Origin of the sequence: Pseudomonas sp. 382, assembly GCF_002759075.1 — a bacterium.
Lineage (GTDB): Bacteria > Pseudomonadota > Gammaproteobacteria > Pseudomonadales > Pseudomonadaceae > Aquipseudomonas > Aquipseudomonas vlassakiae.
Window position 1 is genome coordinate 24,591 of sequence record NZ_PEMX01000033.1, and the last position, 22,737, is coordinate 47,327.

The following is a 22,737-nucleotide window of genomic DNA, read 5'->3' on the forward strand; positions in this document are numbered from 1 at the left end:
TTCATGAGTGGAGGAAAAACCGCCCATGGAGGTTGGGCTTGAGCACAAGGTAGGCAAGAAAATTAGAAACCTCACCCTAAGCTGGATGCCGCTGCGCATCCGTGCCTAGATTTATTGACCACCTGGCTGGCCATTTCAGGCCTAGCGTGCAGGGCTCATTTCAGCCGAGCCTTACCAACATGCACGATCCTTCTGCCACACCGTCCCTTTCCTTCAGACAGCTTGTCGCCAATCACTTTGCAGACCGGCCAACCTTGCGTGACGTCATCGCCCACGAGGGTTTTATCGCCCTGCTCGACCGCTACCCATGGATCAGCCAACAGCATCCCCGACTCGGTTCGCTTGAGGGCTTCAGTATCCTCTACGCCGCGACGCCCACAACCGCAGCCCGTCAGAGCGACCTTTTGGACACACTGCTGGACAGTTTCCTGAGCGGCAAGAGTCTTTCGCTTACCAACGCGGATCATCTCAGCACAGCGCCACCGGAGGTCTTCCGTGCCCAGGAGCGAGATGACTACAGCAACCCAAAACCGCAAATCGACCTTGACCTGCAGAAGCTCGGCAGCGACCTGGATTCATGCCTGGCCGCACTACCCCAGGCCTATCAGCTGGCGCAAACGGCCTACTGGAATGGCTGCGATGACGGCACGGAAATATCCCGCCTGGGTTGGCTTGAGCAGGTCATAAAGGCAGCGTTGCTCGACAACGTTCACCGGCAGTATCTGGATGCCGACGAGAAACGCATGGTCTTCAACCTGCTTGTGGGGAGTGAACAGGACGTGTCCATTCATGCCTTGCAGGTCACCCTTAGCCTGGGCACCAGCAGCTGGCACCCGCCAGTACCCCATCTGCTGATAACCGGCAGCGGCTCACGCACGCTGTGCTGCCAACCCTCTGGCATCGTTCGCAGCTACCCCGACGAGAATGCTTTCGCCACGGCGCTGCGCGATGAGCTGGCGGAGCGCTATCGCTTCGACAGGCTGAGTTGGGCACATCAGCTTGTGCAAGGCGATCCTCTGGCTTATCAGGCAGCCCAGGTACTGAATGTCACCCTCGATGATATTCGCCGGGTGCGCCTGGCCGGCATCCCCAGTGTCGGTGCCCTGGAAACTATCTTCAGGGCCGTGAGCAACCCGGCACCACAGTTTCTCAACCAGCCGCTGCCAACTCTCCAGCGGCCGGCCATCGCGCTGCCAGCCTGGCTGGAAACAGCTAGTCCTGATAATCGCTTTCACTACCACGCCGCGTTGCTCGACCTGGCCGCCCTGCAGGGGCAAGCCAGCGACAAGGCACCATTTGCCGACATTGAAGACCTCAACAGCTTCGCCAACCGGCGCCTTCGCGAGCAACTGCAAGCGGCCCATCCTGACGTGGCACAGCACGATCCAGATCGCGTGCTGGTCCGGATTTCCCAGGCCATACCGGCCAGCTTCCCTGCTGACGCGCGCGCGCTCTATCTCAGGTCGGAAACCCTGACGGAACTCGCCATCGCGCGCTTGCGGCTGAATGCCGGCGAAGTGATGACCGGTTTGCGCGATGCCAATGGCAAGGCTATTCACGATTGGCTGACGCTGGAACAGGTCAGGGCGCTGGTGCATGCCGTTGACGTGGGTGCCGAATATCCGCGCTATGTGAGAACACTGGCCTACGCACCACCCCGACTGGCACAGCGTGTCAGCCAGTACCACCGGGAATGGCGGAACGCGCTGTTGCTGCGCGCACTACAGGGCCGTGTCGAGAAAAACCTGAGTGAGGCCGCATGCCAGGCCCTGGTCGACTTTTCTCAAGCCATGAGCGAGCAGGCCGACCAGGCACGGCTCGCACCGTTGGCACTGCTGGCCGCGCCAGGCGCCTCGGCACACGATATCGTGCATGGGATGTTTCTGCTCCAGTTGCCCCGGAGCACGGGCTGGGTACTGTATCGCCCGTTCTATCAGCAAGATAGCGTTCGCGAGTTCGCCAGCCTGGAGCTGCTGATGGCAGCGATTCGCGCACCAGGCGAATTGCAGCAGAGCGTTCTCGACTGGTTGGACGAGGATGCCCGGCCGGTCTATGCCGATGATGGTTTTACGCGACCTCATCTGCATCCGGGGCTCTCGCAACTGGCTCACCTGGTCGGCCCAGGCGCGTCCTTGGTGGACACCATCCTGGAAAGCCTCAAACGCCCGGTCAGCGCAGCATTCGATCCCTGGACCGAGCAGCTGCCCAGCAAACTGTTCGACGCCAGAATCGAGGCCATGATCCTGTTGGCATCCAACAGCAGCACGTCCAACGCGCAAGAGAAATGGGCGCTGGCCAAGCAAGCTGCCTGGGCCGCGTTCAACGGCGCCACGCTGTTCCTGCACGGTACCCTGGCGAATTTGGTATGGCTGATGAGCGCGGTGCCCGCCTTGAAAGAAGACTTCGACGAAGTGCTCCACGCCAGCGCGGAGCAAAGGGGCGTGGCCGCTACCGACCTGCTGACCAATCTGGCGATGCTGTTGGCCCACCGTGGCGCCCGGGAAAAACAGGGCATTCTTGTAGAAGCCGTGCCGCACACAACACGTCTTGACGAACCGGCTGGCCGCAGCGCCAATGACCCGGAAGTGGCCGATAAGCCAGACAAAGCCACCTGGCAGCCGCACAGACCGGCCACGTTGCAGATAACCAGCTGGCGCAACAAGCAACGCCTTGGTTATTTGACCGCAGCGCAACGCGGCGACTTGGCCAGGCTGCAGGCCCACGTTTCCCTGAACAGCCAGGACGCCATTACCAGCGGCCGCTTGCGCGGCCTGTACCGGGTCGAACAACGCCTCTACACAAGGCTTCAGGGAATCCCCTTCGAGGTGCGGGAAACCTACGGCGGCATGCAGATCATCGGCCCGGACGTCAGCCAGGAAGAATGGCAGACCCACTGGGGTGGCGCGCCTGATGACTACCACATCGTTGGCCGCGAACGGCTCAAGGGCCCATGGCTGGCACGCTGGAACGGCGAATGGAGGCTGGACCTGGCCTTGGCAGGCGGCATGCCGAAAAGCAGGGAAGCCATCCATGCCGAAAACCAGCGGCAGTTCGACGCGCTGCGCGCCGCTGCTCAGGCCAATGGGGATGCGCTGGCCAAGCTGCAAACCCTGATGGACCGCAACACCACACAGCTTCAAACCTATGACGAGATGGCCGATGCATTCAGCCGAGCGTTCAATGCAATGCCCACCTGCGACCTCGCTCAGTTCCCCGAATCACTGATTGAGCAGCGCCAGGCGTTGCTGGTGCTTCGCCGGCAACTTCATCCCGAACTCAGGGCAGCTGCCCTGTACCTGGAAAAGCAAAAGAAGTTGCTGCATGAAAACATCGGTTTCTTCAGGCAACTGCTTGAGCCGCGCTTCCTCAGGATGAGCCATAAGACCGATTTCCAGCGGCGCCTCAGCAGCTGGTCGATAGCGGCCATCGACAATGACATGATGCTATTTCGACGTCTGCTGGAGCTGACCGACCACGATATGCTCCGGGAGCAATCCATCGGCTTGCTCAAGCATCCGCAAACGCCGGAGCAGATGCAACGCTACGTGGCGTTTCGCGATCTGACCCAGCAAACGCTGGTTACCACCCGCCAACTACTTGAGGTCAGCGAGCAACTGGACACCCTGTTGCCTGCAGTGCTCGACGACAGCCGAATTGACTTTCCCAACAAGCGTGAGAAGGTTGACCAGGCCATTCGCCAGCGCCCCTATTCGACATTGATCATCCGCGCGCAACTGCTCAGCGACCAAGCCAGTCTGACCCTTGACAAGACCCAGCTGACAGCCGAAGCGGCTACCGACCTGGTGCCGCTGCAAGATGCTCTGAGCAACAAGGCGCTATCGGCCACGATTTGGAGCCATGATGGCCTGGCCTCCGCCGACCTGCCCCGCGAACAGCAAATTGAGGTACTGAACCAGGCACTGCGCGAATACCGAGTGATCCTCGGCAAGGCCCATTACATGCAGTCCTTCACGTCGCAGGCAGTGAATGGCGAAATGCTGGAAGCCTACGTGCAAGAACTCAGTAGCCTGGTGCGCCAGACGGAAACCCAGCTGAGCAATGTCCTGGCCAGCATCGAGAGCGGTGCCGCACCTGCCTTGCCGCGCCCGCCCCATCGTGTCCGACCTGGCCGACGCATGCTGATCCGTACGTCCCACGGCCGCTCGGTGCTGGTGGAGCGTGACCAGGCGGGCCAGCGCGCGGTCCTGCGCAACCCCGTCAACGAGCAGCCCGCAGGCGCCTATGAACTACGTGGCGATCAATGGCACGAACTCACTGCAGCGGAGCAACCTGCGCCACAGGGCAGCGCAGAGCCAGGCCGCCGTGCTGCGCGCCTGCTGGCGCAAACGGACCAGCGGCTCGCCCTGGCAGCGCGCTATGGCAACGAACCGAACAGCCTGGCAGACCTCATGGACTGGCACATCGACGACCTGCGCCAGGTCGCACAGCAGCTGGAAAACGTAGAAGCCCCCGAAGCCCGTCGCCTGAGCAGCCAGCTGAGCGATGCCATCATCCTGGTCCGCGGGGAAAAACGACGCCTGCTCACCGATGCCTACCTCAACACCCGCCACCCGGACGCCAACGCCCTGCGCTACCTGCATGAGCAAGGGCGCCTGCAGATCAGCCTGAGTACGTCACGCAAGCCGCTGCGCACGGCCAATGATTTTCTTGACGTGTATGAAGTACGGGACCGTGAGGCCCCGCATAAAGTGCTGTGGGAAGCGCACTTCCATTACCGCAGTGCCGACGCGGCGCCGCGCGCATTCGCCAAGGCACATCTGAAATTCTGGGAAGCGCGTGGCAAGGAGCGCGAGGCGCGGCTCGAGGAAGCGGGAACCGCCGCTCAGCGACTGGAGATCTACCGTGGCGACCTGCGTCTGGAGCAGATCGCCGACATCATTCCGTTCCCCGCTGCCTGAGGCGCCCGGCAAACGCAAGGCCCGGCCTCAGGCCAGGGCCTTGTCCAGGGCGCGCTCGATCTCGCCCTTGATGGTACCGCTCATCATCGACAGCATCATGCCCAGTTTCAGCTCAACGCGGATGCTGTCTTCAGCGATGTGCACGCTACCGCTGGCGCCACTGCGCGCCACGTCGACCCGGTCACCGTTCCAGGTGGCCTTGAGGTCGTATTCGCGGCTGAGCTTGTCGACCAGCGCTTCGGCCTTGGCGCGGGCGGCATCGCGGCCGAGGGAGTGTTTGCGTTCGACGCTGATCTGGGTCATGCGGGTGTTCCTGGGTATGTAGACATAATCTGCATTATGCCCGCCCCTGCCCCCAGGCACACCCCGCCAAGACAAATCCGCCCGTTCGCCCTAGAATGGCGGTAATTTTTTCCGGTGAAGCGATATGAACGACCAGCGCAAAGGCGACCACGCCGAACCCACCACCCATTTCGGCTACCAGGACGTCCCTGAAAGCCAGAAGGCGAAGAAAGTCGCCGAAGTGTTCCACTCGGTCGCCGCCAAGTACGACCTGATGAACGACGTGCTATCCGGCGGCATGCACCGCCTGTGGAAGCGGTTCACCATCGAACTGTCGGGCGTGCGCGCCGGCAGCCGCGTGCTGGACATCGCGGGAGGGACCGGCGACCTGGCCGCCAAGTTCTCGCGCCTGGTCGGCCCGACGGGCCAGGTGATTCTGGCCGATATCAACGATTCGATGCTCAAGGTCGGCCGTGACCGCCTGCTCGACCGTGGTGTGGCCGGCAATATCGAGTTCGTCCAGGCCGACGCCGAAAAACTGCCGTTCCCGGACAACCACTTCGACTGCGTGACCATCGCCTTCGGCCTGCGCAACGTCACCCACAAGGACCAGGCCATCCGCTCGATGCTGCGGGTGCTCAAGCCAGGCGGGCGCCTGTTGATCCTGGAGTTCTCCAAGCCGACCAACAAGCTGATGTCCAAAGCCTACGATGCCTATTCGTTCGCCTTCATGCCGCTGGCCGGCAAGCTGATCACCAATGACTCCGAAAGCTACCGTTACCTCGCCGAGTCGATCCGCATGCACCCCGACCAGGAAACCCTCAAGAGCATGATGGTCGAGGCCGGTTTCGACCGCGTCACCTACCACAACATGACCAGCGGCATCGTTGCCGTGCACCGGGGAATCAAGCCCTGATGCTGCTGGCCGGGCTGCTCGCCAGTGTCGAACATGGCCTGAACCGTGTCCTGCGCATGGACAGCACGGCCTTGCCGCGGCTGGCCGCGCTCGCAGGCAAGGTCATCGAGATCGACTGCCGCCAGCCGGCCCTGCAGGTGTTCATCCTGCCCGATGAAGAAGGCCTGATGCTCGCCGCCCACTGGGAAGGCGCAGTCGACTGCAGCCTGCGCGCCCCGGCCGGTAGCCTGGTACAACTGGCCGTTGCCCGGGACAAGACCGCCGTGCTGCACAGCCCGCAGGTCGAACTGCATGGCGACAGTGCCGTGCTGCTCGACCTGTTCGGCATGCTGCAGGACCTGGAACTGGACTGGGAACACGAGCTGCAGCGCTGGCTCGGCCCGGTTGCCACGGCCATGCTGGCCGGGCACATCCGCCTGCGCGCACGCTGGACCCGCCAGGGCCTGGCACGTTTCAGCCAGAACCTGTCCGAATACCTGGCCGAAGAGTCCCGTACCCTGGTGGGCAAGCGCGAAGCTGAAGCCGCCTTCAGCGAACTCGATGCCCTTAAGCTCGACACAGAACGCCTCGAGGCCCGCCTCAAGCGCCTCTCCCGATCCCTTGATACCAGCGAAAACGCATGAAGCTGCTCGCCGTCCGCCGTCTTTTTCGCATCCAGCGCGTGGTAATCCGCTACCGTCTCGATGACCTGCTGTTCGAACAACCCCTGCTGCCCTGGTGGCTGGCCAGCCTGCGCCTGCTGATGCCCTGGCGCTGGCTGCCGCGCAAGCCATCAGCGCTCAGCCGCGGTGCGCGCCTGCGTCTGGCGCTGCAGGACCTGGGGCCGATCTTCATCAAGTTCGGCCAGTTGCTGTCCACCCGCCGCGACTTGCTGCCCACCGACATCGCCGACGAGTTGATGCTGTTGCAGGACCGCGTGCCGCCGTTCGACCCGAAAAAAGCCGTGGCACTGATCGAAGATCAGCTCGGCGCCAAGGTCGGCGAAGTGTTCAGCCGTTTCGACGTAGAGCCACTGGCCTCTGCTTCGGTCGCCCAGGTGCATGCCGCCCGCCTCAAGAGTGGCGAAGAGGTGGTGGTAAAGGTGGTGCGCCCTGGCCTGAAGCCGGTCATCGCCCAGGACATGGCCTGGCTGTTCCAGATCGCCAAGGCCGCCGAGCGCGCCTCGGCCGACGCCCGCCGCCTGCACCCGGTGGAAATCGTCGGCGACTACGAAAAGACCATCTACGACGAACTCGACCTGCTGCGCGAAGCGGCCAATGCCAGCCAGCTGCGGCGCAACTTCGAAGGTTCCGAGCTGATGTACGTGCCCCAGGTGTACTGGGACCTGTGCCGCCCCAAGGTGCTGGTGATGGAGCGCATCTACGGCGTGCCGGTGACCGACATGGCCACCCTGGCTGACCAGCGCACTGACATGAAGATGCTGGCCGAACGTGGCGTGGAAGTGTTCTTCACCCAGGTGTTCCGCGACAGCTTCTTTCACGCCGACATGCACCCGGGCAACATCTTCGTCAGCACAGTCAAACCGTGGAGCCCGCAGTACATCGCCATTGACTGCGGCATCGTTGGCAGCCTCACCGCCGAAGACCAGGACTACCTGGCGCGCAACCTGATCGCTTTCTTCAAGCGTGACTATCGCCGCGTTGCCGAACTGCACATCGACTCGGGCTGGGTACCAGCGCATACCAAGGTCAATGAGTTCGAAGCGGCGATTCGCACCGTGTGCGAGCCGATCTTCGAAAAACCGTTAAAGGATATTTCCTTTGGCCAGGTGCTGATGCGGCTGTTCCAGACCGCCCGGCGCTTCAACATGGAAGTCCAGCCGCAGCTGGTGCTGCTGCAGAAGACGCTGCTCAATATCGAAGGCCTGGGCCGACAGCTGTACCCTGACCTGGACCTGTGGAGCACCGCCAAGCCGTTCCTCGAACGCTGGATGCGCGAACGCATGAGCCCCAAGGCGGTGCTCGGCAACATTCATGGCCAGGTCGAGCAGCTACCGCACCTGGCTGGCATGGCCCGCGACCTGCTCGAACGTCTGTCGCAGCCGCACCTGGAAGACCCGCAACTGCCGGAACATCGCCGCCAGGGCGACCGCTGGGCGCTGCGCCTGCTCGGTGCCGGCCTGCTTGGCGGCGGTGCGGTGCTGGCCACCGGCGCCGCCGAGGCCGCCAGCCTGGCCGCACCTGGCGCCTGGCCGGCCTGGCTGATGCTGGCCGCCGGGCTTTACCTGATTGTGCGCCAATAGCCAGCCGCGCTGCTGGCTGGCACACTAGCGCAAAGGGCCCGGCACAGGAGCGGGCCCGCTTTGGAGTCGACGATGAAAGACTGGCTGGACGAGATCAAGTGGAACAGCGATGGCCTGGTACCGGCGATCGCCCAGGACCACAAGACCGGACGTGTGCTGATGATGGCCTGGATGAACCGCGAATCGCTGGCACTGACCGCCGCCGAACAACGCGCCATCTACTGGTCGCGTTCCCGTGGCAAGCTGTGGCGCAAGGGCGAGGAGTCCGGCCATGTGCAGAAGTTGCATGAAATGCGCCTGGACTGCGATGCCGACGTGATCATCCTGATGGTCGAGCAGCTGGGCCACATTGCTTGCCATACCGGCCGTGAAAGCTGCTTCTACCGCGTCTTCGAGGACGGCCAGTGGAAAACCGTCGACCCGGTTCTGAAAGACCCGGATGCCATCTATAGCGCAGGACACTGACATGAGCGACACCCTCAATCGCCTGGCCGAAGTGCTCGAAGAGCGCAAACAAGCGGCTCCTGACAGCTCTTACGTGGCCAGCCTGTACCACAAGGGCCTGAACAAGATCCTCGAAAAGCTCGGCGAAGAGTCCGTCGAGACCATCATCGCAGCCAAAGACGCTGCCGTGAGCAAGGATTACAGTGATGTCATCTATGAAACCGCAGACTTGTGGTTCCATAGCCTGGTCATGCTCAGTGCGCTGGGCCAGCATCCGCAAGCCGTGCTAGATGAACTGGAGCGCCGCTTCGGGCTTTCCGGGCACGATGAAAAGGCCGCGCGTCAGCCTTCGGCCTGAGCCAATAGAATTCTTAGGAGAGCACCATGGGTATTTTTGACTGGAAACACTGGATCGTCCTGCTGGTGGTTGTCGTCCTGGTCTTCGGCACCAAGAAGCTGAAGAACTTCGGCAGCGACCTGGGCGAGTCGATCAAGGGCTTCCGCAAGGCCATGAGCGATGAAGAGAACAAGCCGGCCGAGCAGGCCCCACCGCCCGCCCAGCCCGTGCCGCCAGTGCAGGCGCCTCACCAGCAGAGCAGCGCGCAGCCGCAGCAAGGCCACACCATCGAGGGCCAGGCCCAGCCGGTCCAAGAGCCGCAGCGGAAAGACTGACCCATGTTCGGCATCAGCTTCAGCGAGCTGCTGCTCGTCGGCCTGGTCGCCTTGCTGGTGCTCGGCCCCGAGCGCCTGCCTGGCGCCGCGCGTACTGCGGGGCTGTGGATCGGGCGGCTGAAACGCAGCTTCAATGCGATCAAGATGGAGGTCGAGCGCGAAATCGGCGCCGACGACATCCGCCGCCAGCTGCATAACGAGCACATCCTGCAGATGGAAGAGGAAGCCAAGCGCATCCTCAACCCACTGACGCCACCCGCGCAGCCGCCGGTAACCACGGCCAGCGTGCAGCCACCTGCCGGGCTCGAAGCCAGGCCGGTCGAGCCACCTGCCGCACCGGCCACATCTTCTGAACCGCCTCAACCGCCGCGAGCCCCATGAGCGAGAACCCGGAACATGACCAGCCAATGCCGCTGGTTTCGCACCTCACCGAACTGCGCACCCGCCTGCTGCGCTGTGTGGCAGTCATCTTCCTGATCTTTGCCGGGCTGTTCTCCTTCGCCCAGCAGATCTATACCTTGGTGTCGGCGCCGCTGCGCGACCATTTGCCGGCCAATGCGACGATGATCGCCACCGACGTGGCCTCGCCGTTCCTCACGCCGTTCAAGCTGACAATGATCGTCTCGCTGTTCCTGGCGATCCCGTTCATTCTCCAGCAGATCTGGGGCTTCATCGCGCCAGGCCTGTATCGCCATGAAAAGCGCATTGCCATTCCGCTGCTGGTATCGAGCATCCTGCTGTTCTACGCCGGGATGGCTTTCGCCTATTTCCTGGTGTTTCCGCTGATGTTCAGCTTCTTCGCCAAAGCCACGCCGGAAGGCGTGGCGATGATGACCGACATCGCCGCCTACCTCGACTTCGTCATGACCTTGTTCTTCGCCTTCGGTGTCGCCTTCGAGATCCCGGTAGCCGTGGTGCTGCTGGTGTGGATCGGCGTGGTCGACGTGAAGTACCTGAAGAAGGTCCGCCCGTACGTGATCATCGGCTGCTTCGTGGTCGGCATGATCCTCACGCCGCCAGACATCTTCTCGCAGACACTGCTCGCGGTGCCGATGTGGCTGCTGTTCGAGATTGGCGTGCTGTGTGGCAGCCTGATCCGCAAACGCAGCCATGCCGACGAAGAAGCCACCAACGACCCTGACGACCAGCCGCCAGCGACCCAGCCGTGAACCTGTTACTTCTTGAAGAGGCCGATTTCGTCTCGGCCGAGCGTGTCGTTCTCGCTGATCGGCGCTTCACCCACATGCAGGAAATCCACGGTGTCGCGGTGGGCGACACGCTGCGCGTGGGCCGCATCAACGGGCTGATGGGCAAGGCCACCGTGCTGCGCCTTGAGAAGCATGAAGCCGAGCTGGAGGTCGCCTTCGACCAACAGCCGCCGGCCAAACTGCCGCTGACCCTGGTGCTGGCCGTCCCGCGCCCGAAGATGCTGCGCCGGCTGTTCCAGACCGTGGCCACCCTGGGTGTGCCGCGGCTGATCCTGGTCAACAGCTACAAGGTAGAGAAAAGCTTCTGGCAAACGCCTTTTCTCAACCCTGAAACCATCCGCGAAAACCTGATTCTCGGCCTTGAGCAGGCCCGCGACACGGTGCTGCCCGAAGTGATCATCGAAAAACGCTTCAAACCGTTCGTCGAAGACCGCCTGCCTGCCATTGCCGAAGGCACTCTCGGCCTGGTTGGCCACCCTGGCCCCTACCCGGCCTGCCCACGCGCGGTTGAAGGCCCCGTAACCCTGGCCATCGGCCCCGAAGGCGGCTGGATTCCTTACGAAATCGAGCTGTTCGGCAAGGCTGGCCTGGCACCTGTACAGCTGGGTGAGCGCATTCTTCGTGTGGAAACCGCGGTAACCGCCTTGCTCTCAAGGATTTTCTGACAGACGGGTCAGCTTTTATCTATCAAGTTTCCCCGGCGCAAGCCGATGGCGTTGGCAACACTACAATAATCTGTGCTGCCACGTTGCCGGGGAGTCGAACATGTACCAATGGTTTTCCCAATCGCTCGGGAATGTAAGCGTCAATCGCAAGTTGGGGCTGGGCTTTGGCCTGGTGCTGGTGTTGACCCTGGCCATCACCTTTACCGGTTGGCAGGGTTTGAACAATGTCACCGAGCGTGGTGACAAACTGGGCAACATCTCGGTGATCCACCAGTACACCCAGGAGCTGCGCATCGCCCGCCAGCACTACCAGCGCGACCGCAACGACGCGGCCATCGGAGAGCTGGAAAAGGCCCTGGGCAATCTGGAGCGCCAGATCACCTTCATGCTCGGGCAGATCGAGCAACCCACCGACCGTCAGCGCCTGCAACAGCAGCAGGCCGCAGTCAGCCAGTACCAGCAGGCCTTCAACGAGCTCAAGCAAGCCGGTCAACGCCGCGATGCCGCTCGTGGTGTGCTGGGTGACAGCGCCGACAAGGCCGCCGAGCTGATCAGCCGTGTGCAGCAACGCCTGCTGCAGGGTGGCGACATCAGCCAGTACCAGCATGCCGTGGACGTCAGCACACTGGTGCAACAGGCGCGCTTCCAGGTACGCGGCTACACCTACAGCGGCAACGCTGACTACCAGCAAACCGCGCTGCAGGCCATCGACCAGGCACTGGCCGAGCTCAAGGCACTTCCCGCCAGGCTGCCGGCCGAATATGCCGCCAGCCTCGACGACTCGGCCACCGCTCTGGCCGCTTACCGCGATGCGGTAACTCAGTTCGGCACTGCCCAAAGCGCCAGCGAGCAGGCCCTGCAGCGCATGGCTGAACAGGGCTCGCTGCTGCTGCAGACCAGTGAGGCAATGACCGTTTCGCAAACCGAAGTGCGCGATGCCGGCACCGCCCAGGCCAAAGTCATGCTCGGCGGTGCCACGGCCTTGGCCCTGGTACTGGGCCTGCTCGCGGCATGGGCCATTACCCGGCAGATCATCGTCCCCTTGCGTCAGACCCTGGCTGCCGCAGAGCGCGTGGCCAACGGCGACTTGCGCCAGGACCTGCTTTCGACTCGCCGCGACGAACTCGGTCAGTTGCAAGCCAGCATGCAGCGCATGACCCAGGGCCTGCGCGAGCTGATCGGCGGCATCGGTGATGGCGTGACGCAGATCGCCAGCGCCGCCGAAGAGCTGTCGGCGGTCACCGAGCAGACCAGCGCCGGGGTCAACAATCAAAAGGTCGAGACCGACCAGGTAGCAACTGCGATGAACGAGATGGCTGCCACCGTCCACGAAGTGGCGCGCAACGCCGAGCAAGCTTCGGAAGCGGCAGCCATGGCCGACCAGCAGGCACGCGAAGGCGATCGTGTCGTCAGCGAAGCGGTCGCGCAGATCGAGCGCCTGGCCAGCGAAGTGGTCAACTCCAGCGAAGCGATGAACCAGCTCAAGGCCGAAAGCGACAAGATCGGCAGCGTGCTTGATGTGATCAAGTCGGTGGCGCAACAGACCAACCTGCTGGCGCTCAATGCCGCCATCGAAGCGGCGCGTGCGGGTGAAGCCGGGCGCGGCTTTGCAGTGGTCGCCGACGAGGTGCGCAGCCTTGCCCAACGTACCCAGCAATCCACCGAGGAAATCGAAGAGCTGATCGCCGGCTTGCAAAACGGCACGCAGCGCGTGGCCAGTGTGATGGACGCCAGCCGTCAATTGACCGACAGCAGCGTCGAACTGACCCGCCGCGCCGGCAGCTCGCTGGAAACCATCACCCACACGGTGTCGTCGATCCAGGCCATGAACCAGCAGATCGCCACCGCCGCCGAGCAGCAGAGCGCCACCGCCGAGGAGATCAACCGCAGCGTAATGAATGTTCGCGATATCTCTGACCAGACTTCCGCAGCGAGTGAGGAGACCGCCAGTTCAAGCGTCGAACTGGCGCGCCTGGGCACCCATCTGCAAGGGTTGGTCGGGCGATTCAGGCTCTGACGCCTCTACACTTGCGCTGAATTTTCCTACAGAACTTTCAGGTCAAGTCCTACAAGCCCTCCGCCGATTGGCAGGGATGAGACGCCAGCACTACGCCAGCATCTCATCCCCACCAACTGGACGGAGACTTGCCATGTTCGGCTACCTCAATCACAGGCTCGGCAACATCAGTGTCGGCGCCAAGCTCGCCCTGGGCTTCGCCGTGGTCCTCGCGCTGACCATGGTCACCACGGTCAGCGGCTGGCGCGCTCTGGACGGCGCCATCACCCGCTCGGAACAGCTCAGCGAAATCGGCAAGATCAATGATCTGGTCAAGGACCTGCGCGCCGAGCGCATCACCTACCGGGTACTGGCGGATGACGCCAGCAAGGCGCAGATCGCCAGCATTCTGCAGCAGCTCGACGCCATGCTGACCACCCTGCAGCAGCGCAGCAGCGTCGATGAATCACGCCAGATGCTGACCCAGAAGCTGCAGCTGCTGCAGCGCCTGCGCGATATCTTCTCCACACTGCAACGCAGTGTCGACGAGCGCCGTTCCGTCCGCGCAGCGATGCAGGCCCAAGAGCAGAAGCTCAATGACGTCATCGACGAGCTGCAGACCCAGGCTCTGCTGAAGATGCCTGCTGATAGTCAGGGCGGCGTGCTGGGGCTGATGGATAACCTGAGCCGTCAGGTCGACACTGCCAATCAACAAAGCCTGGTGCCGGCCTACACCTTCTCGCCCCTTGAGGACTTCGCCAAGGTTGGCGATGTCGCACTGAGCGCCGCCGATACCAGCCTCGGCCAACTGCTCAAAGGCCTTGCACCACTGGGGCTGCCACGCACGCTGACGCAACAGCCCGGGATCGAACTGGGCAAGTACCGCAGCAGCCTCGAGCAGTACCGCCAAACGGCGTTGCAGGTCGAGCAGTTGCAGAACGAAATGGAACAGATGGGCACCGAGCTCAGGGCCGTCAGCCTGGAGCTGAGCGACAGGAAGGTGGAGCAACGCGACAGCGAGGCCGTGGCTGCCCGCGCCTTGCTCACCAGTGTGGCGCTGCTGGCTCTGATCGTTGGCGTCATCGCCGGGTGGTTGATTACCCAGCAGATCACCCAACCGCTGCGCCAGACGCTGGCGCTGGCCGCGCGCATCGCCAAGGGCGACCTGAGCCAGCTCGAACCGGTGCAGCGCCGTGACGAAATGGGACAACTACAGACCCGCATGAGCGAAATGATCGCCAGCCTGCGCGAACTCATCGGTGGCATCGACCAGGGTATCGGACAGCTCTCCCAGGCGGCATCACAGCTGGCAACGAGCAGTGAGGACACCAAGCTGCGCATCAACCAGCAGCGCGAGGAAACCGACCAGGTCGCCACCGCCATGAACCAGATGAGCGCCACGGTGCAGGAGGTGGCGCAGAACGCCGAACAGGCTTCCCTGGCGGCCACCAATGCCGACCAGCAAGCGCAACTGGGTGACCAGGTGGTTAGCGACGCCATTGGCCGTATCGAACAACTGGCGGGGCAGATGGACCATTGCCTGGCCGCCATGCAGCACCTGGCCGGCGAGAGCCAGCGCATCGGCAGCATCCTCGATGTGATCAAGTCGGTGTCCGAACAGACCAACCTGCTGGCTTTGAATGCAGCCATCGAAGCGGCACGGGCCGGTGAAGCGGGACGCGGCTTTGCCGTGGTGGCCGATGAAGTGCGCGGCCTGGCCCAGCGAACCTCTACCGCGACCGAAGAGATTGGCCAGCTGATCGACAGCCTGCACAACGGCACCGACGAAGTGAACCGGCTACTGGACAGCAGCAAGAGTCTTACCGAGCAAAGCGTCGAGCTGAGCCGCAGAGCCGGGCAAGCCTTGGGGCAGATCACCGACACGGTATCGAGCATTCAGGGGATGAACCAGCAGATCGCCACGGCCAGCGAGGAACAGAGCGTGGTGGCCGAGCAGATCAACCGCAGCGTGATCAGCGTCAGGGATGTGTCGGACCAGACCAGTACGGCCAGTGAACAGACCGCGGCTTCGAGCGGGGAGCTGGAGCAGCTGGGGCGGCAGTTGCGGGGGATGGTGGGACGGTTCAGCCTTTGAGACCGAATCGCCTGCTTCGCGGGCTTGCCCCACAGGATTCTGCATTGCCCCGATGACGTTGCAGTACCTGTGGGCAAGCCCGCGAAGGGGCCGGTGCGGTTACAGCACCTGGCGCAGGAACGCCTGCGCACGCGGGTCTTTCGGCGCAGCAAAGAAGGCGGCCGGTGCCGAGTCTTCCAGCAGCTTGCCGTGATCGAAGAACAGCACGCGGTCCGCCACTTCACGGGCAAAGCCCATTTCGTGGGTGACGCAGACCATGGTCATGCCTTCCTGGGCCAAGGTCTTCATCACGTCCAGCACCTCGCCGACCATTTCCGGGTCGAGCGCCGAGGTCGGTTCGTCGAACAGCATCACCTTCGGGTCCATCGCCAGGGCACGGGCGATCGCCACCCGCTGCTGCTGGCCGCCGGAAAGGCGCGACGGATACTCGTTGGCCTTCTGCGCAATCCCGACTTTCTCCAGCAACGCCCGGGCCTTGGCTTCACGCTCGGCCTTGTTGCGCTTGCGCACCACCTTCTGCGCCAGGCACAGGTTTTCCAGCACGGTCATGTGCGGGAACAGGTTGAAGTGCTGGAACACCATGCCGACTTCGCGGCGGTAGGCGTTGATGTCGGTCTTCGGGTCGGCCAGTTGCAGGCCGTCGATGGCCACGCGGCCTTCGTCGAAATGCTCCAGGCCATTGAGGCAGCGCAGGAAGGTCGACTTGCCCGAACCCGACGGGCCGAGCACCACCACCACTTCGCCCTTGGCAACCTGGGTGGTGACGTTATCCACAGCCCGCACCACATGGCCACGGGTGTCGAAGACTTTCAGCAGGTCACGGACTTCAATCACTTTGCGCAAGCCTCCGCTCGAGCCGGCTGGCGATGTGCGACAGCGGCAGGTTGATCAGCAGGTACAGGCCTGCCACGCAGAACCAGATCTCGAAGGTCGAGAACGACGTGGTAATGGCCTCGCGGCCGCTCTTGGTCAGCTCGGTGATGGCGATCACCGACACCAGCGAGGTGTCCTTGACCAGGCTGATGAACTGCCCGGCCAGCGGTGGCAGCACACGCTTGAACGCCTGCGGCAGGATCACGTGGCGCATCGACTGGCCCGCGTTCAGGCCCAGCGAGCGAGCAGCCTCGTTCTGGCCCTTGGCAATGGACTGCACGCCGGCGCGGACGATTTCCGCCACATAGGCGCCGGTGAACAGCGCCAGCGCGGCCACCCCGGCAAACTCCCGGGACAGGTTGAGCACGGTGCCGATGAAGAAGTAGAAGATGAAGATCTGCACCAGCAATGGCGTGCCGCGCACCAGTTCGACGTACACCGTCGACAGGTCGCGCAGGGTCGGGTTGTTCGACAACCGGCACAGGCCGGCGAACAGGCCGATCACCAGGCCCAGCGCACCGGACACCACCGAGATCCACAAGGTGGTCCACAAGCCCCAGGCCAGCGGGCCAGCGGCCCAGTGACGGGTCACGCCGATCTGGTCGCCTTCGGCGACGTCGTCGCCGCGGCTCAGTTGCAGGCTGTCCTTGGCCACCTCGAGCACTTGCTCGGCGCCGCTTTCATCCTTCAGCGTGACGCGGGCATTGTCGCCGGAGATGACGATTTCCTGCACGGTGCCGTAACCGGCTGCGCGTTGCGTTTCTTCAGCCTTGTAGGCGAAATATTGCGGTACGCGGTTCCAGCGCCACTCGTAGGAAATCATCGAAGTGGCCATGTACAGGCTGAACGCCAGGCCCACCAGGACCAGGGCGGTCAAGCCATGCCAGGGCCACTGGGCTTTCTTGTGTTTGATCACGTGGGGTACTTCCGTAAATGCGAACGCGCAGGGTTTGCCTGCGCGTCGGGGTCATAAAGCCGGGCTTGTGGCCTGGGCCTTATTCCATTTCCTTCAGCCAATCCTTGTTCTTGAACCACTTGTCGTGAATACGATCGTAGGTCCCGTCATGCTTGATCTGGTGCAGGAAGTTGTTGATGAAGTTGATGCTGTCGTAGTCGCCTTTCTTCAGACCAAAGGCCAGCGGCTCGTAGGTGAAGGGTTCTTCGAGGAACAGCAGCTTGCCAGCACCGGCCTTCTCGACCGCCACCACGTTGTACGGCGCGTCGTAGACGAAGGCGTCAGCCTTGCCGTTGACCACGTCCATCACCGCTTCCTGCTCGTTGTCGTAGCCGTGGTACTTGGCTTTGCCGATCAGCTTCTTGGACACCATCTCGCCGGTGGTGCCGAGCTTGGAGGTCAGGCGGTACTTCTCGTTGTTCAGGTCCTTGTACGACTTGATCTCGCCCGCCAGCTCCTTGCGGATCAGCAGGGTCTGGCCAACCACGATGAAAGGTTCGCTGAAGTTCAGGCGCAGGTTGCGTTCCTGGGTCAGAGTCATGCCGCTGCCGATCATGTCGAACTTGTCTGTCAGCAGGGCCGGGATGATGCCGTCATAAGCGGTGGAAACAGCCTCGAATTTCACACCCATGGATTTGGCCATCGCTTTGAGGATATCGACTTCGAAGCCGATGATCTCGCCGCGCTTGTTGGTCATCTGGAACGGCATGTAGGTTGGGTCCATGCCCACCCGCAGGGTGCCGCGCTTGACTGCGTCGTCAATGGCGCCGGCCTGGGCCGCAGTCACGGCGACCAGGGCGGTGACACCGACCAGCAGTCGCGAAAGATATTTCTTGATCATCACCAAGTCCCCTAGCAAGAAAAGAAGCGAATCTTATTGTCGTGGCACGGCCGTACCGGCCAATGCGGATTATCGGAGAGGGATGCTAACGCATGGCGGCTCTCGGACCTAGAGCCGGGGGAGACTTTGTTGGCCAAAATCCGTTATGCAGGACTATCGCAGGCGAGGGCTCTGCCCTCGTTTCGCGACACAAGGCCGCTCCTACAAGAGAATGCATATCCCTGTAGGAGCGGCCTTGTGTCGCGATAGGGCCGCAAAGCGGCCCCAAGGTCATCAGGCGCCGACGAGTGCCGGTTGGCCTTCATTCTCCGGATGCAGTGGCAGCAGCGGCGAATGCGGGTCGTTCTTGATCGAGGCACGCCAGACATCGATCCACGCCGCATTGTGCTCGGCCCAGACCCGCTCGTGCAGGCGGCTCAAGGCCACTGGGTCACTGAGCAAGGCCAGGCGGGTGTTGAGGTCCAGCCCTTTCGGCCCGACCTCGATCGCCTTGGCCACGCGCTCGGCACGCAGCGCCTCGATCGGCGCGGCCTGGCCGTGGCGGGCGGTGGCCATGGCGCAGGCCAGCGCGTTCTGCCGAGGGTCGACCACCGCACGCACGAAGCCGTCATGCAGGGCATGCCAGCGGTTCTCGTGGGTGTACTGGTCGGTGGCCAGCAGTTCTTGCGGCGTCGCATATTCCTCGGGAATCAGGAACAGCTTCTCGTCCTTGGCCGCCAGGCCCAGGCGCGTGCGGCTGGAGATGACCGATACCGGGATCGACAGCACCAGCGAGCCAACGATTGGCGCCAGCCACCACAGGAAGCTCGGGTTCAGCCAGGCCACCAGCCCGGCCCAGGCGAAGCCCAGCAGGGTCTGCGGACCATGGCGGCGCAGCGCTTCGCTCCAGGGGGTGGAGTCGTCGTCACGCTGCGGCGAGTTCCAGGTTGCCGCCCAGCCGAGGAACGCCGCCAGCACGAAGCGGGTATGGAAGATCATGCGTACCGGCGCCAGCAGCATGGAGAACAGCATCTCCATCAGCATCGACAGGGTGACCTTGATGCGCCCACCGTACTCGACGGCACCCTTGGCCCAGATCAGGATGACGCTGAGCAGCTTGGGCAGGAACAGCAGCACGATAGTGGTGGAGAACAGCGCCACCGCCTTCTCCGGGTGCCACTGCGGCCACAGCGGGTAGAGCTGGTACGGTTCGATGAAGTACTGCGGCTCCATCAGGGTGTTGGTCGCCAGCAATGCCGTCGACAACACCAGGAACAGGAACCACAGCGGCGCCGACAGGTAAGACATCACCCCGGTGAGGAACACCGCACGGTGCACCGGGTGCATGCCCTTGACCAGGAACAGGCGGAAGTTCATCAGGTTACCGTGGCACCAGCGGCGGTCGCGCTTGAGCTCGTCGAGCAGGTTAGGCGGCAGTTCTTCGTAACTGCCCGGCAGGTCATAGGCAATCCACACGCCCCAGCCGGCACGGCGCATCAGCGCAGCTTCGACGAAGTCGTGGGAAAGGATGGCGCCGGCGAACGCACCTTTGCCCGGCAACGGGGCCAGGGCACAGTGTTCGATGAACGGCTTCATACGGATGATCGCGTTATGGCCCCAGTAGTGCGATTCGCCCAGCTGCCAGAAGTGCAGGCCGGCGGTGAACAGCGGGCCGTACACGCGAGTGGCGAACTGCTGCATGCGCGCATACAGGGTATCCATGCCCGAGGCTTTCGGCCCGGTCTGGATGATGCCGGCGTCCGGGTTGGCCTCCATCAGGCGCACCAGGCTGCTCAGGCACTCGCCACTCATAACGCTGTCGGCGTCGAGCACGACCATGTACTTGTACTCACCACCCCAGCGACGGCAGAAGTCGTCGAGGTTGCCGCTCTTGCGCTTCACACGGCGACGGCGGCGGCGGTAGAAGATACGGCCAAAGCCCTTGGTTTCGCGGCACACGTCCAGCCAGGCCTGTTGCTCGGCCACGGCGATGTCGGTGTCGTTGGTGTCGCTGAGCACGAAGAAGTCGAAACGGTCGAGGTTGCCGCTGGCCGCCACCGACTCGAAGGTCGCCCGCAGGCCCGCGAACACACGCGGCACGTCTTCGTTGCAGATCGGCATCACCAGGGCGGTACGCGCCTCGGGGGCAATCGGCTCGTTGCCGGCACTGCTGCCGGAAATCTTGTATTTGTCGCGCCCTGTGAGCAGCTCGAGGAAGCCCATCAGCGCGGTCCAGAAGCCTGCCGACACCCAGCAGAAGAGAATGCCGAACAGCACCAGGATGGACGTCTGCAAGGCATACGGCCAAACCTGCACCACGGTGTCCCACAGCGGCTGGCTGACGACTTCGTTCAGGTCGACGAACGACCAGCCCTGGTATGGCAGGATGCCCTTCATGTACCAGCCAGCGACGATGGTCTGGCCAATCATGAGGGCAAGCAGGATGTAACGACGGATCGAGCCGACCGTGCGCCAGCGCGCAGCTGGCAGCTCGCGCTTGGGCGGCTGCGGCGCGTTGGCACGGCCAGTCATGCGCCGCCACATGCGGATCAGCACATTGGTGCGCCATGGCTCGGGCACGACCTTGGTGCGCTTGATCGGCGGCGCGATCTTCAGGCACAGGCGGCCGCTGCCGTCGACACCGAGCATCTCGGCATCTTCCAGCTCGGCGGCGCTGCCCACGGTCAGGCGCGGGCCGACCGAGGCCTGCACGGCCTCGGTGGCGTTGGCGACCGGGTTGGCCGCCAGGCGTTGGTGCAGCTCACTGAACGAAGTGCAGCTGGCGAGTTCCGCGCGCTGCTCATCGCTCAGTGGGAGGTGGGCCAGGTATTCGCCAAGCGATTCTGGCCTTGCGCTTGAGTTACTCATCGGCAGGCAACTGATAGCTCCAGGTCTCGGTCAGCACTTTTTCAGTGGTGGCCGGGGTCCCGTTGGTGGGTGCCGCATCGGCGGCGGGTTGTTCGGCCTTGGCTGGTTCCGCCTTGGCGGTTTTCTCATGCTTGGCGTGCTTGGTTGCTGCCTTTTCCTGCTTGGTTTCAGCAGCAGGCTTGGCCGGCTCGACCGGCACGTCACGCACCAGCGCAGCGCGCATTTCGGTGGACTTGTTGGCTTCCTTGACCTTCAGCCGCAGGGTCAGGCGCCAGCCCTTGGTCTCCGGGTTATAGCGCAGATTGTTCTCGACCACCTCGGCATTGTCGCCAACGCTGATCTGGCTGCGCACCGGGGTGTCTTCCGGCAGGGCGGCAAGGGCTGGACCGGCGAAGTCGACCAGGAAGGCGACGCTGCCGTCTGGCTGGCGGATCAGGTTGGACTGCTTGACGTCACCGGTGGAGCGCAGGGTCTGCTTGACCCAGCCCAGGTCAGGGGCCTGGAACTGCTGCTCGTCGATGGTCCAGTGCAGGCGGTAGGCGTATTCGAACGGCTTGCCTGGTTCAGGCAGCTTCTCCGGGCTCCAGAAGGCAACGATGTTGTCGTTGGTTTCGTCGGCGGTCGGGATCTCGACCAGGTCGACGGTGCCCTTGCCCCAGTCACCTTTCGGCTCGATCCAGGCGCTTGGACGCTTCTGGTAGTTGTCGTCGAGGTCTTCGAAGTCGCTGAAGGCGCGCTGGCGCTGCATCAGGCCGAAACCACGCGGGTTTTCGACGCTGAAGTTGCTCACGGCCAGGTGTTTCGGGTTGTTCAGCGGACGCCACAGCCATTCGCCGTTGCCGGCGTGGATCGACAGGCCTTCGGAGTCATGCAGGGCCGGGCGATAGTTCAGCACTTTGGAGGGCTGGTTGGGGCCGAACAGGAACATGCTGGTCAGCGGGGCGATACCCAGGCGGCTGACCTGGTCACGCAGGAACACGCGCGACTGTACGTCGACCACGGTATCGGTACCCGGGCGCAGGATCAGTTTGTAGGCGCCGGTGGAGCGTGGCGAATCAAGCAGGGCGTAGATCACCAGATGCTTGTCGGCCGGCTTGGGCTTCTCGACCCAGAACTCGGTGAAGCGCGGGAACTCCTCGCCCGACGGCAGCGCGGTGTCGATGGCCAGGCCACGGGCCGACAGGCCGTACACATGGCCCTTGCCGACCACGCGGAAATAGCTGGCTCCCAGCAGGGTCATGATCTCGTCCTGCTTGTCGGCCTTGTTGATCGGGTAAAGCACCCGGAAACCGGCGTAACCGAGGTTCTTGACGGTTTCCGGGTCGTGCGGCACGTCACCGAACTCGAAGCGGCTCGAGTCGTACTTGATTTCCTCGACACGGGAGGCAGTGATCTCGTTGATCTTCACCGGTGTGTCGAAGTGCATGCCCTGATGGTAGAAGGACAGCTTGAACGGGGTCTTGTCCTTGGCCCACTCGGCCTTTTCCTGCAGGAAGTGAATCTTCTGGTAGTCCGCGAACTTCATGTCGCGGAACACCGCAGGCAGATTGCTCTTCGGTGCTTCGTATTTCTGGCCGGCCAGATCCTTTGCCTTGGCTGCAACATCGTCAAGATTGAATGCCCACAGCTGGCCCGCGCTCATCAGGCCGACCAGTGCCACACTGGCCATCAGGGCCTTGCGCAGCCCGGTGCCGGGGATTCTTGATGCTTTTTGGGGACTAACAATCACGAGCAACCCTCGCCGAAAACAGATCATGAAACCAACGGCCAGCGACAAATGCC

At 63.1% G+C, this 22,737-nt stretch carries 18 protein-coding genes and 1 pseudogene; 13 read left to right on the forward strand and 6 right to left on the reverse strand.

Going from position 1 to position 22,737, the window contains the following annotated elements:
• Nucleotides 1–254: 254 nt before the first annotated feature.
• The gene (locus tag CQW31_RS25455) at nucleotides 255–4,919 is read left to right on the forward strand and encodes a DUF6543 domain-containing protein (protein ID WP_099815691.1); all 4,665 of its coding nucleotides are present in this window, start codon (nucleotides 255–257) and stop codon (nucleotides 4,917–4,919) included.
• A gap of 27 nt (nucleotides 4,920–4,946) precedes the next feature.
• On the opposite strand, the gene CQW31_RS25460 is transcribed toward CQW31_RS25455, so the two are convergent.
• Nucleotides 4,947–5,222: a polyhydroxyalkanoic acid system family protein gene (locus tag CQW31_RS25460; RefSeq protein WP_054884293.1), complete on the reverse strand. Its 276-nt coding sequence runs from the start codon at nucleotides 5,220–5,222 to the stop codon at nucleotides 4,947–4,949.
• Nucleotides 5,223–5,346: 124 nt separating this feature from the next.
• On the opposite strand from CQW31_RS25460, the gene ubiE reads away from it, so the two are divergent.
• The 12 genes and pseudogenes from ubiE (at nucleotide 5,347) to CQW31_RS32240 (ending at nucleotide 15,439) form a co-directional block, all read left to right on the forward strand.
• Nucleotides 5,347–6,117, forward strand: coding sequence for a bifunctional demethylmenaquinone methyltransferase/2-methoxy-6-polyprenyl-1,4-benzoquinol methylase UbiE (gene ubiE, locus CQW31_RS25465; RefSeq protein ID WP_054884292.1), 771 nt, complete (start codon nucleotides 5,347–5,349; stop codon nucleotides 6,115–6,117).
• Nucleotides 6,117–6,740, forward strand: coding sequence for an SCP2 domain-containing protein (locus CQW31_RS25470; RefSeq protein WP_054884291.1), 624 nt, complete (start codon nucleotides 6,117–6,119; stop codon nucleotides 6,738–6,740). The genes ubiE and CQW31_RS25470 overlap by 1 nt, the downstream gene beginning before the upstream one ends.
• Nucleotides 6,737–8,359 (forward strand): ubiquinone biosynthesis regulatory protein kinase UbiB, encoded by a 1,623-nt coding sequence (gene ubiB / locus CQW31_RS25475; protein WP_054884290.1) that lies wholly within the window; start codon nucleotides 6,737–6,739, stop codon nucleotides 8,357–8,359. The genes CQW31_RS25470 and ubiB overlap by 4 nt, the downstream gene beginning before the upstream one ends.
• Nucleotides 8,360–8,431: 72 nt before the next feature.
• Nucleotides 8,432–8,824 (forward strand): phosphoribosyl-AMP cyclohydrolase, encoded by a 393-nt coding sequence (gene hisI / locus CQW31_RS25480; protein WP_027592414.1) that lies wholly within the window; start codon nucleotides 8,432–8,434, stop codon nucleotides 8,822–8,824.
• A gap of 1 nt (nucleotide 8,825) precedes the next feature.
• Nucleotides 8,826–9,161 carry a phosphoribosyl-ATP diphosphatase gene (locus CQW31_RS25485; RefSeq protein WP_013974545.1) on the forward strand — a complete coding sequence of 112 codons (336 nt, stop codon included), beginning with the start codon at nucleotides 8,826–8,828 and terminating at the stop codon, nucleotides 9,159–9,161.
• A 26-nt stretch (nucleotides 9,162–9,187) separates the two neighbouring features.
• A complete protein-coding gene (locus tag CQW31_RS25490; protein ID WP_054884289.1) occupies nucleotides 9,188–9,475 on the forward strand; it encodes a twin-arginine translocase TatA/TatE family subunit in 288 nt (95 codons plus the stop codon).
• A 3-nt stretch (nucleotides 9,476–9,478) separates the two neighbouring features.
• Nucleotides 9,479–9,856, forward strand: coding sequence for a Sec-independent protein translocase protein TatB (tatB, locus tag CQW31_RS25495; RefSeq protein ID WP_099815692.1), 378 nt, complete (start codon nucleotides 9,479–9,481; stop codon nucleotides 9,854–9,856).
• Nucleotides 9,853–10,644 carry a twin-arginine translocase subunit TatC gene (gene tatC, locus CQW31_RS25500; RefSeq protein ID WP_054884287.1) on the forward strand — a complete coding sequence of 264 codons (792 nt, stop codon included), beginning with the start codon at nucleotides 9,853–9,855 and terminating at the stop codon, nucleotides 10,642–10,644. The genes tatB and tatC overlap by 4 nt, the downstream gene beginning before the upstream one ends.
• Nucleotides 10,641–11,348, forward strand: coding sequence for a 16S rRNA (uracil(1498)-N(3))-methyltransferase (locus CQW31_RS25505; protein ID WP_054884286.1), 708 nt, complete (start codon nucleotides 10,641–10,643; stop codon nucleotides 11,346–11,348). Before tatC ends, CQW31_RS25505 begins: the two co-directional genes overlap by 4 nt.
• Nucleotides 11,349–11,448: 100 nt before the next feature.
• The gene (locus CQW31_RS25510) at nucleotides 11,449–13,365 is read left to right on the forward strand and encodes a methyl-accepting chemotaxis protein (RefSeq protein WP_099815693.1); all 1,917 of its coding nucleotides are present in this window, start codon (nucleotides 11,449–11,451) and stop codon (nucleotides 13,363–13,365) included.
• Between the two features lie 220 nt (nucleotides 13,366–13,585).
• A pseudogene (locus CQW31_RS32235) lies at nucleotides 13,586–14,536 on the forward strand (methyl-accepting chemotaxis protein); the annotation flags it as partial.
• A gap of 198 nt (nucleotides 14,537–14,734) precedes the next feature.
• Nucleotides 14,735–15,439 carry a methyl-accepting chemotaxis protein gene (locus CQW31_RS32240; protein ID WP_371858395.1) on the forward strand — a complete coding sequence of 235 codons (705 nt, stop codon included), beginning with the start codon at nucleotides 14,735–14,737 and terminating at the stop codon, nucleotides 15,437–15,439.
• A gap of 99 nt (nucleotides 15,440–15,538) precedes the next feature.
• On the opposite strand, the gene CQW31_RS25520 is transcribed toward CQW31_RS32240, so the two are convergent.
• From CQW31_RS25520 to CQW31_RS25540, 5 genes are all read right to left on the reverse strand, one after another.
• Nucleotides 15,539–16,273 carry an amino acid ABC transporter ATP-binding protein gene (locus CQW31_RS25520; protein WP_054884283.1) on the reverse strand — a complete coding sequence of 245 codons (735 nt, stop codon included), beginning with the start codon at nucleotides 16,271–16,273 and terminating at the stop codon, nucleotides 15,539–15,541.
• Nucleotides 16,266–17,228, reverse strand: a complete 963-nt coding sequence (locus CQW31_RS25525; protein ID WP_054884282.1) for an amino acid ABC transporter permease — start codon at nucleotides 17,226–17,228, stop codon at nucleotides 16,266–16,268. Before CQW31_RS25525 ends, CQW31_RS25520 begins: the two co-directional genes overlap by 8 nt.
• 79 nt (nucleotides 17,229–17,307) lie before the next feature.
• Nucleotides 17,308–18,105, reverse strand: coding sequence for a transporter substrate-binding domain-containing protein (locus CQW31_RS25530; RefSeq protein WP_025752328.1), 798 nt, complete (start codon nucleotides 18,103–18,105; stop codon nucleotides 17,308–17,310).
• 276 nt (nucleotides 18,106–18,381) lie between these two features.
• The gene (gene mdoH, locus CQW31_RS25535; RefSeq protein WP_054884281.1) at nucleotides 18,382–20,955 is read right to left on the reverse strand and encodes a glucans biosynthesis glucosyltransferase MdoH; all 2,574 of its coding nucleotides are present in this window, start codon (nucleotides 20,953–20,955) and stop codon (nucleotides 18,382–18,384) included.
• A complete protein-coding gene (locus tag CQW31_RS25540; RefSeq protein ID WP_212632771.1) occupies nucleotides 20,948–22,684 on the reverse strand; it encodes a glucan biosynthesis protein G in 1,737 nt (578 codons plus the stop codon). The genes mdoH and CQW31_RS25540 overlap by 8 nt, the downstream gene beginning before the upstream one ends.
• Between the last annotated feature and the right edge of the window lie 53 nt (nucleotides 22,685–22,737).

What these genes read in the sequence shown, in the direction of transcription:
- CQW31_RS25460 (WP_054884293.1), bottom strand. Translation starts at nt 5,222, where the DNA reads ATGACCCAGATCAGCGTCGAACGCAAACACTCCCTCGGCCGCGATGCC.
- ubiE (WP_054884292.1), top strand. Translation starts at nt 5,347, where the DNA reads ATGAACGACCAGCGCAAAGGCGACCACGCCGAACCCACCACCCATTTC.
- CQW31_RS25470 (WP_054884291.1), top strand. Translation starts at nt 6,117, where the DNA reads ATGCTGCTGGCCGGGCTGCTCGCCAGTGTCGAACATGGCCTGAACCGT.
- ubiB (WP_054884290.1), top strand. Translation starts at nt 6,737, where the DNA reads ATGAAGCTGCTCGCCGTCCGCCGTCTTTTTCGCATCCAGCGCGTGGTA.
- hisI (WP_027592414.1), top strand. Translation starts at nt 8,432, where the DNA reads ATGAAAGACTGGCTGGACGAGATCAAGTGGAACAGCGATGGCCTGGTA.
- CQW31_RS25485 (WP_013974545.1), top strand. Translation starts at nt 8,826, where the DNA reads ATGAGCGACACCCTCAATCGCCTGGCCGAAGTGCTCGAAGAGCGCAAA.
- CQW31_RS25490 (WP_054884289.1), top strand. Translation starts at nt 9,188, where the DNA reads ATGGGTATTTTTGACTGGAAACACTGGATCGTCCTGCTGGTGGTTGTC.
- tatB (WP_099815692.1), top strand. Translation starts at nt 9,479, where the DNA reads ATGTTCGGCATCAGCTTCAGCGAGCTGCTGCTCGTCGGCCTGGTCGCC.
- tatC (WP_054884287.1), top strand. Translation starts at nt 9,853, where the DNA reads ATGAGCGAGAACCCGGAACATGACCAGCCAATGCCGCTGGTTTCGCAC.
- CQW31_RS25510 (WP_099815693.1), top strand. Translation starts at nt 11,449, where the DNA reads ATGTACCAATGGTTTTCCCAATCGCTCGGGAATGTAAGCGTCAATCGC.
- CQW31_RS32240 (WP_371858395.1), top strand. Translation starts at nt 14,735, where the DNA reads ATGAGCGCCACGGTGCAGGAGGTGGCGCAGAACGCCGAACAGGCTTCC.
- mdoH (WP_054884281.1), bottom strand. Translation starts at nt 20,955, where the DNA reads ATGAGTAACTCAAGCGCAAGGCCAGAATCGCTTGGCGAATACCTGGCC.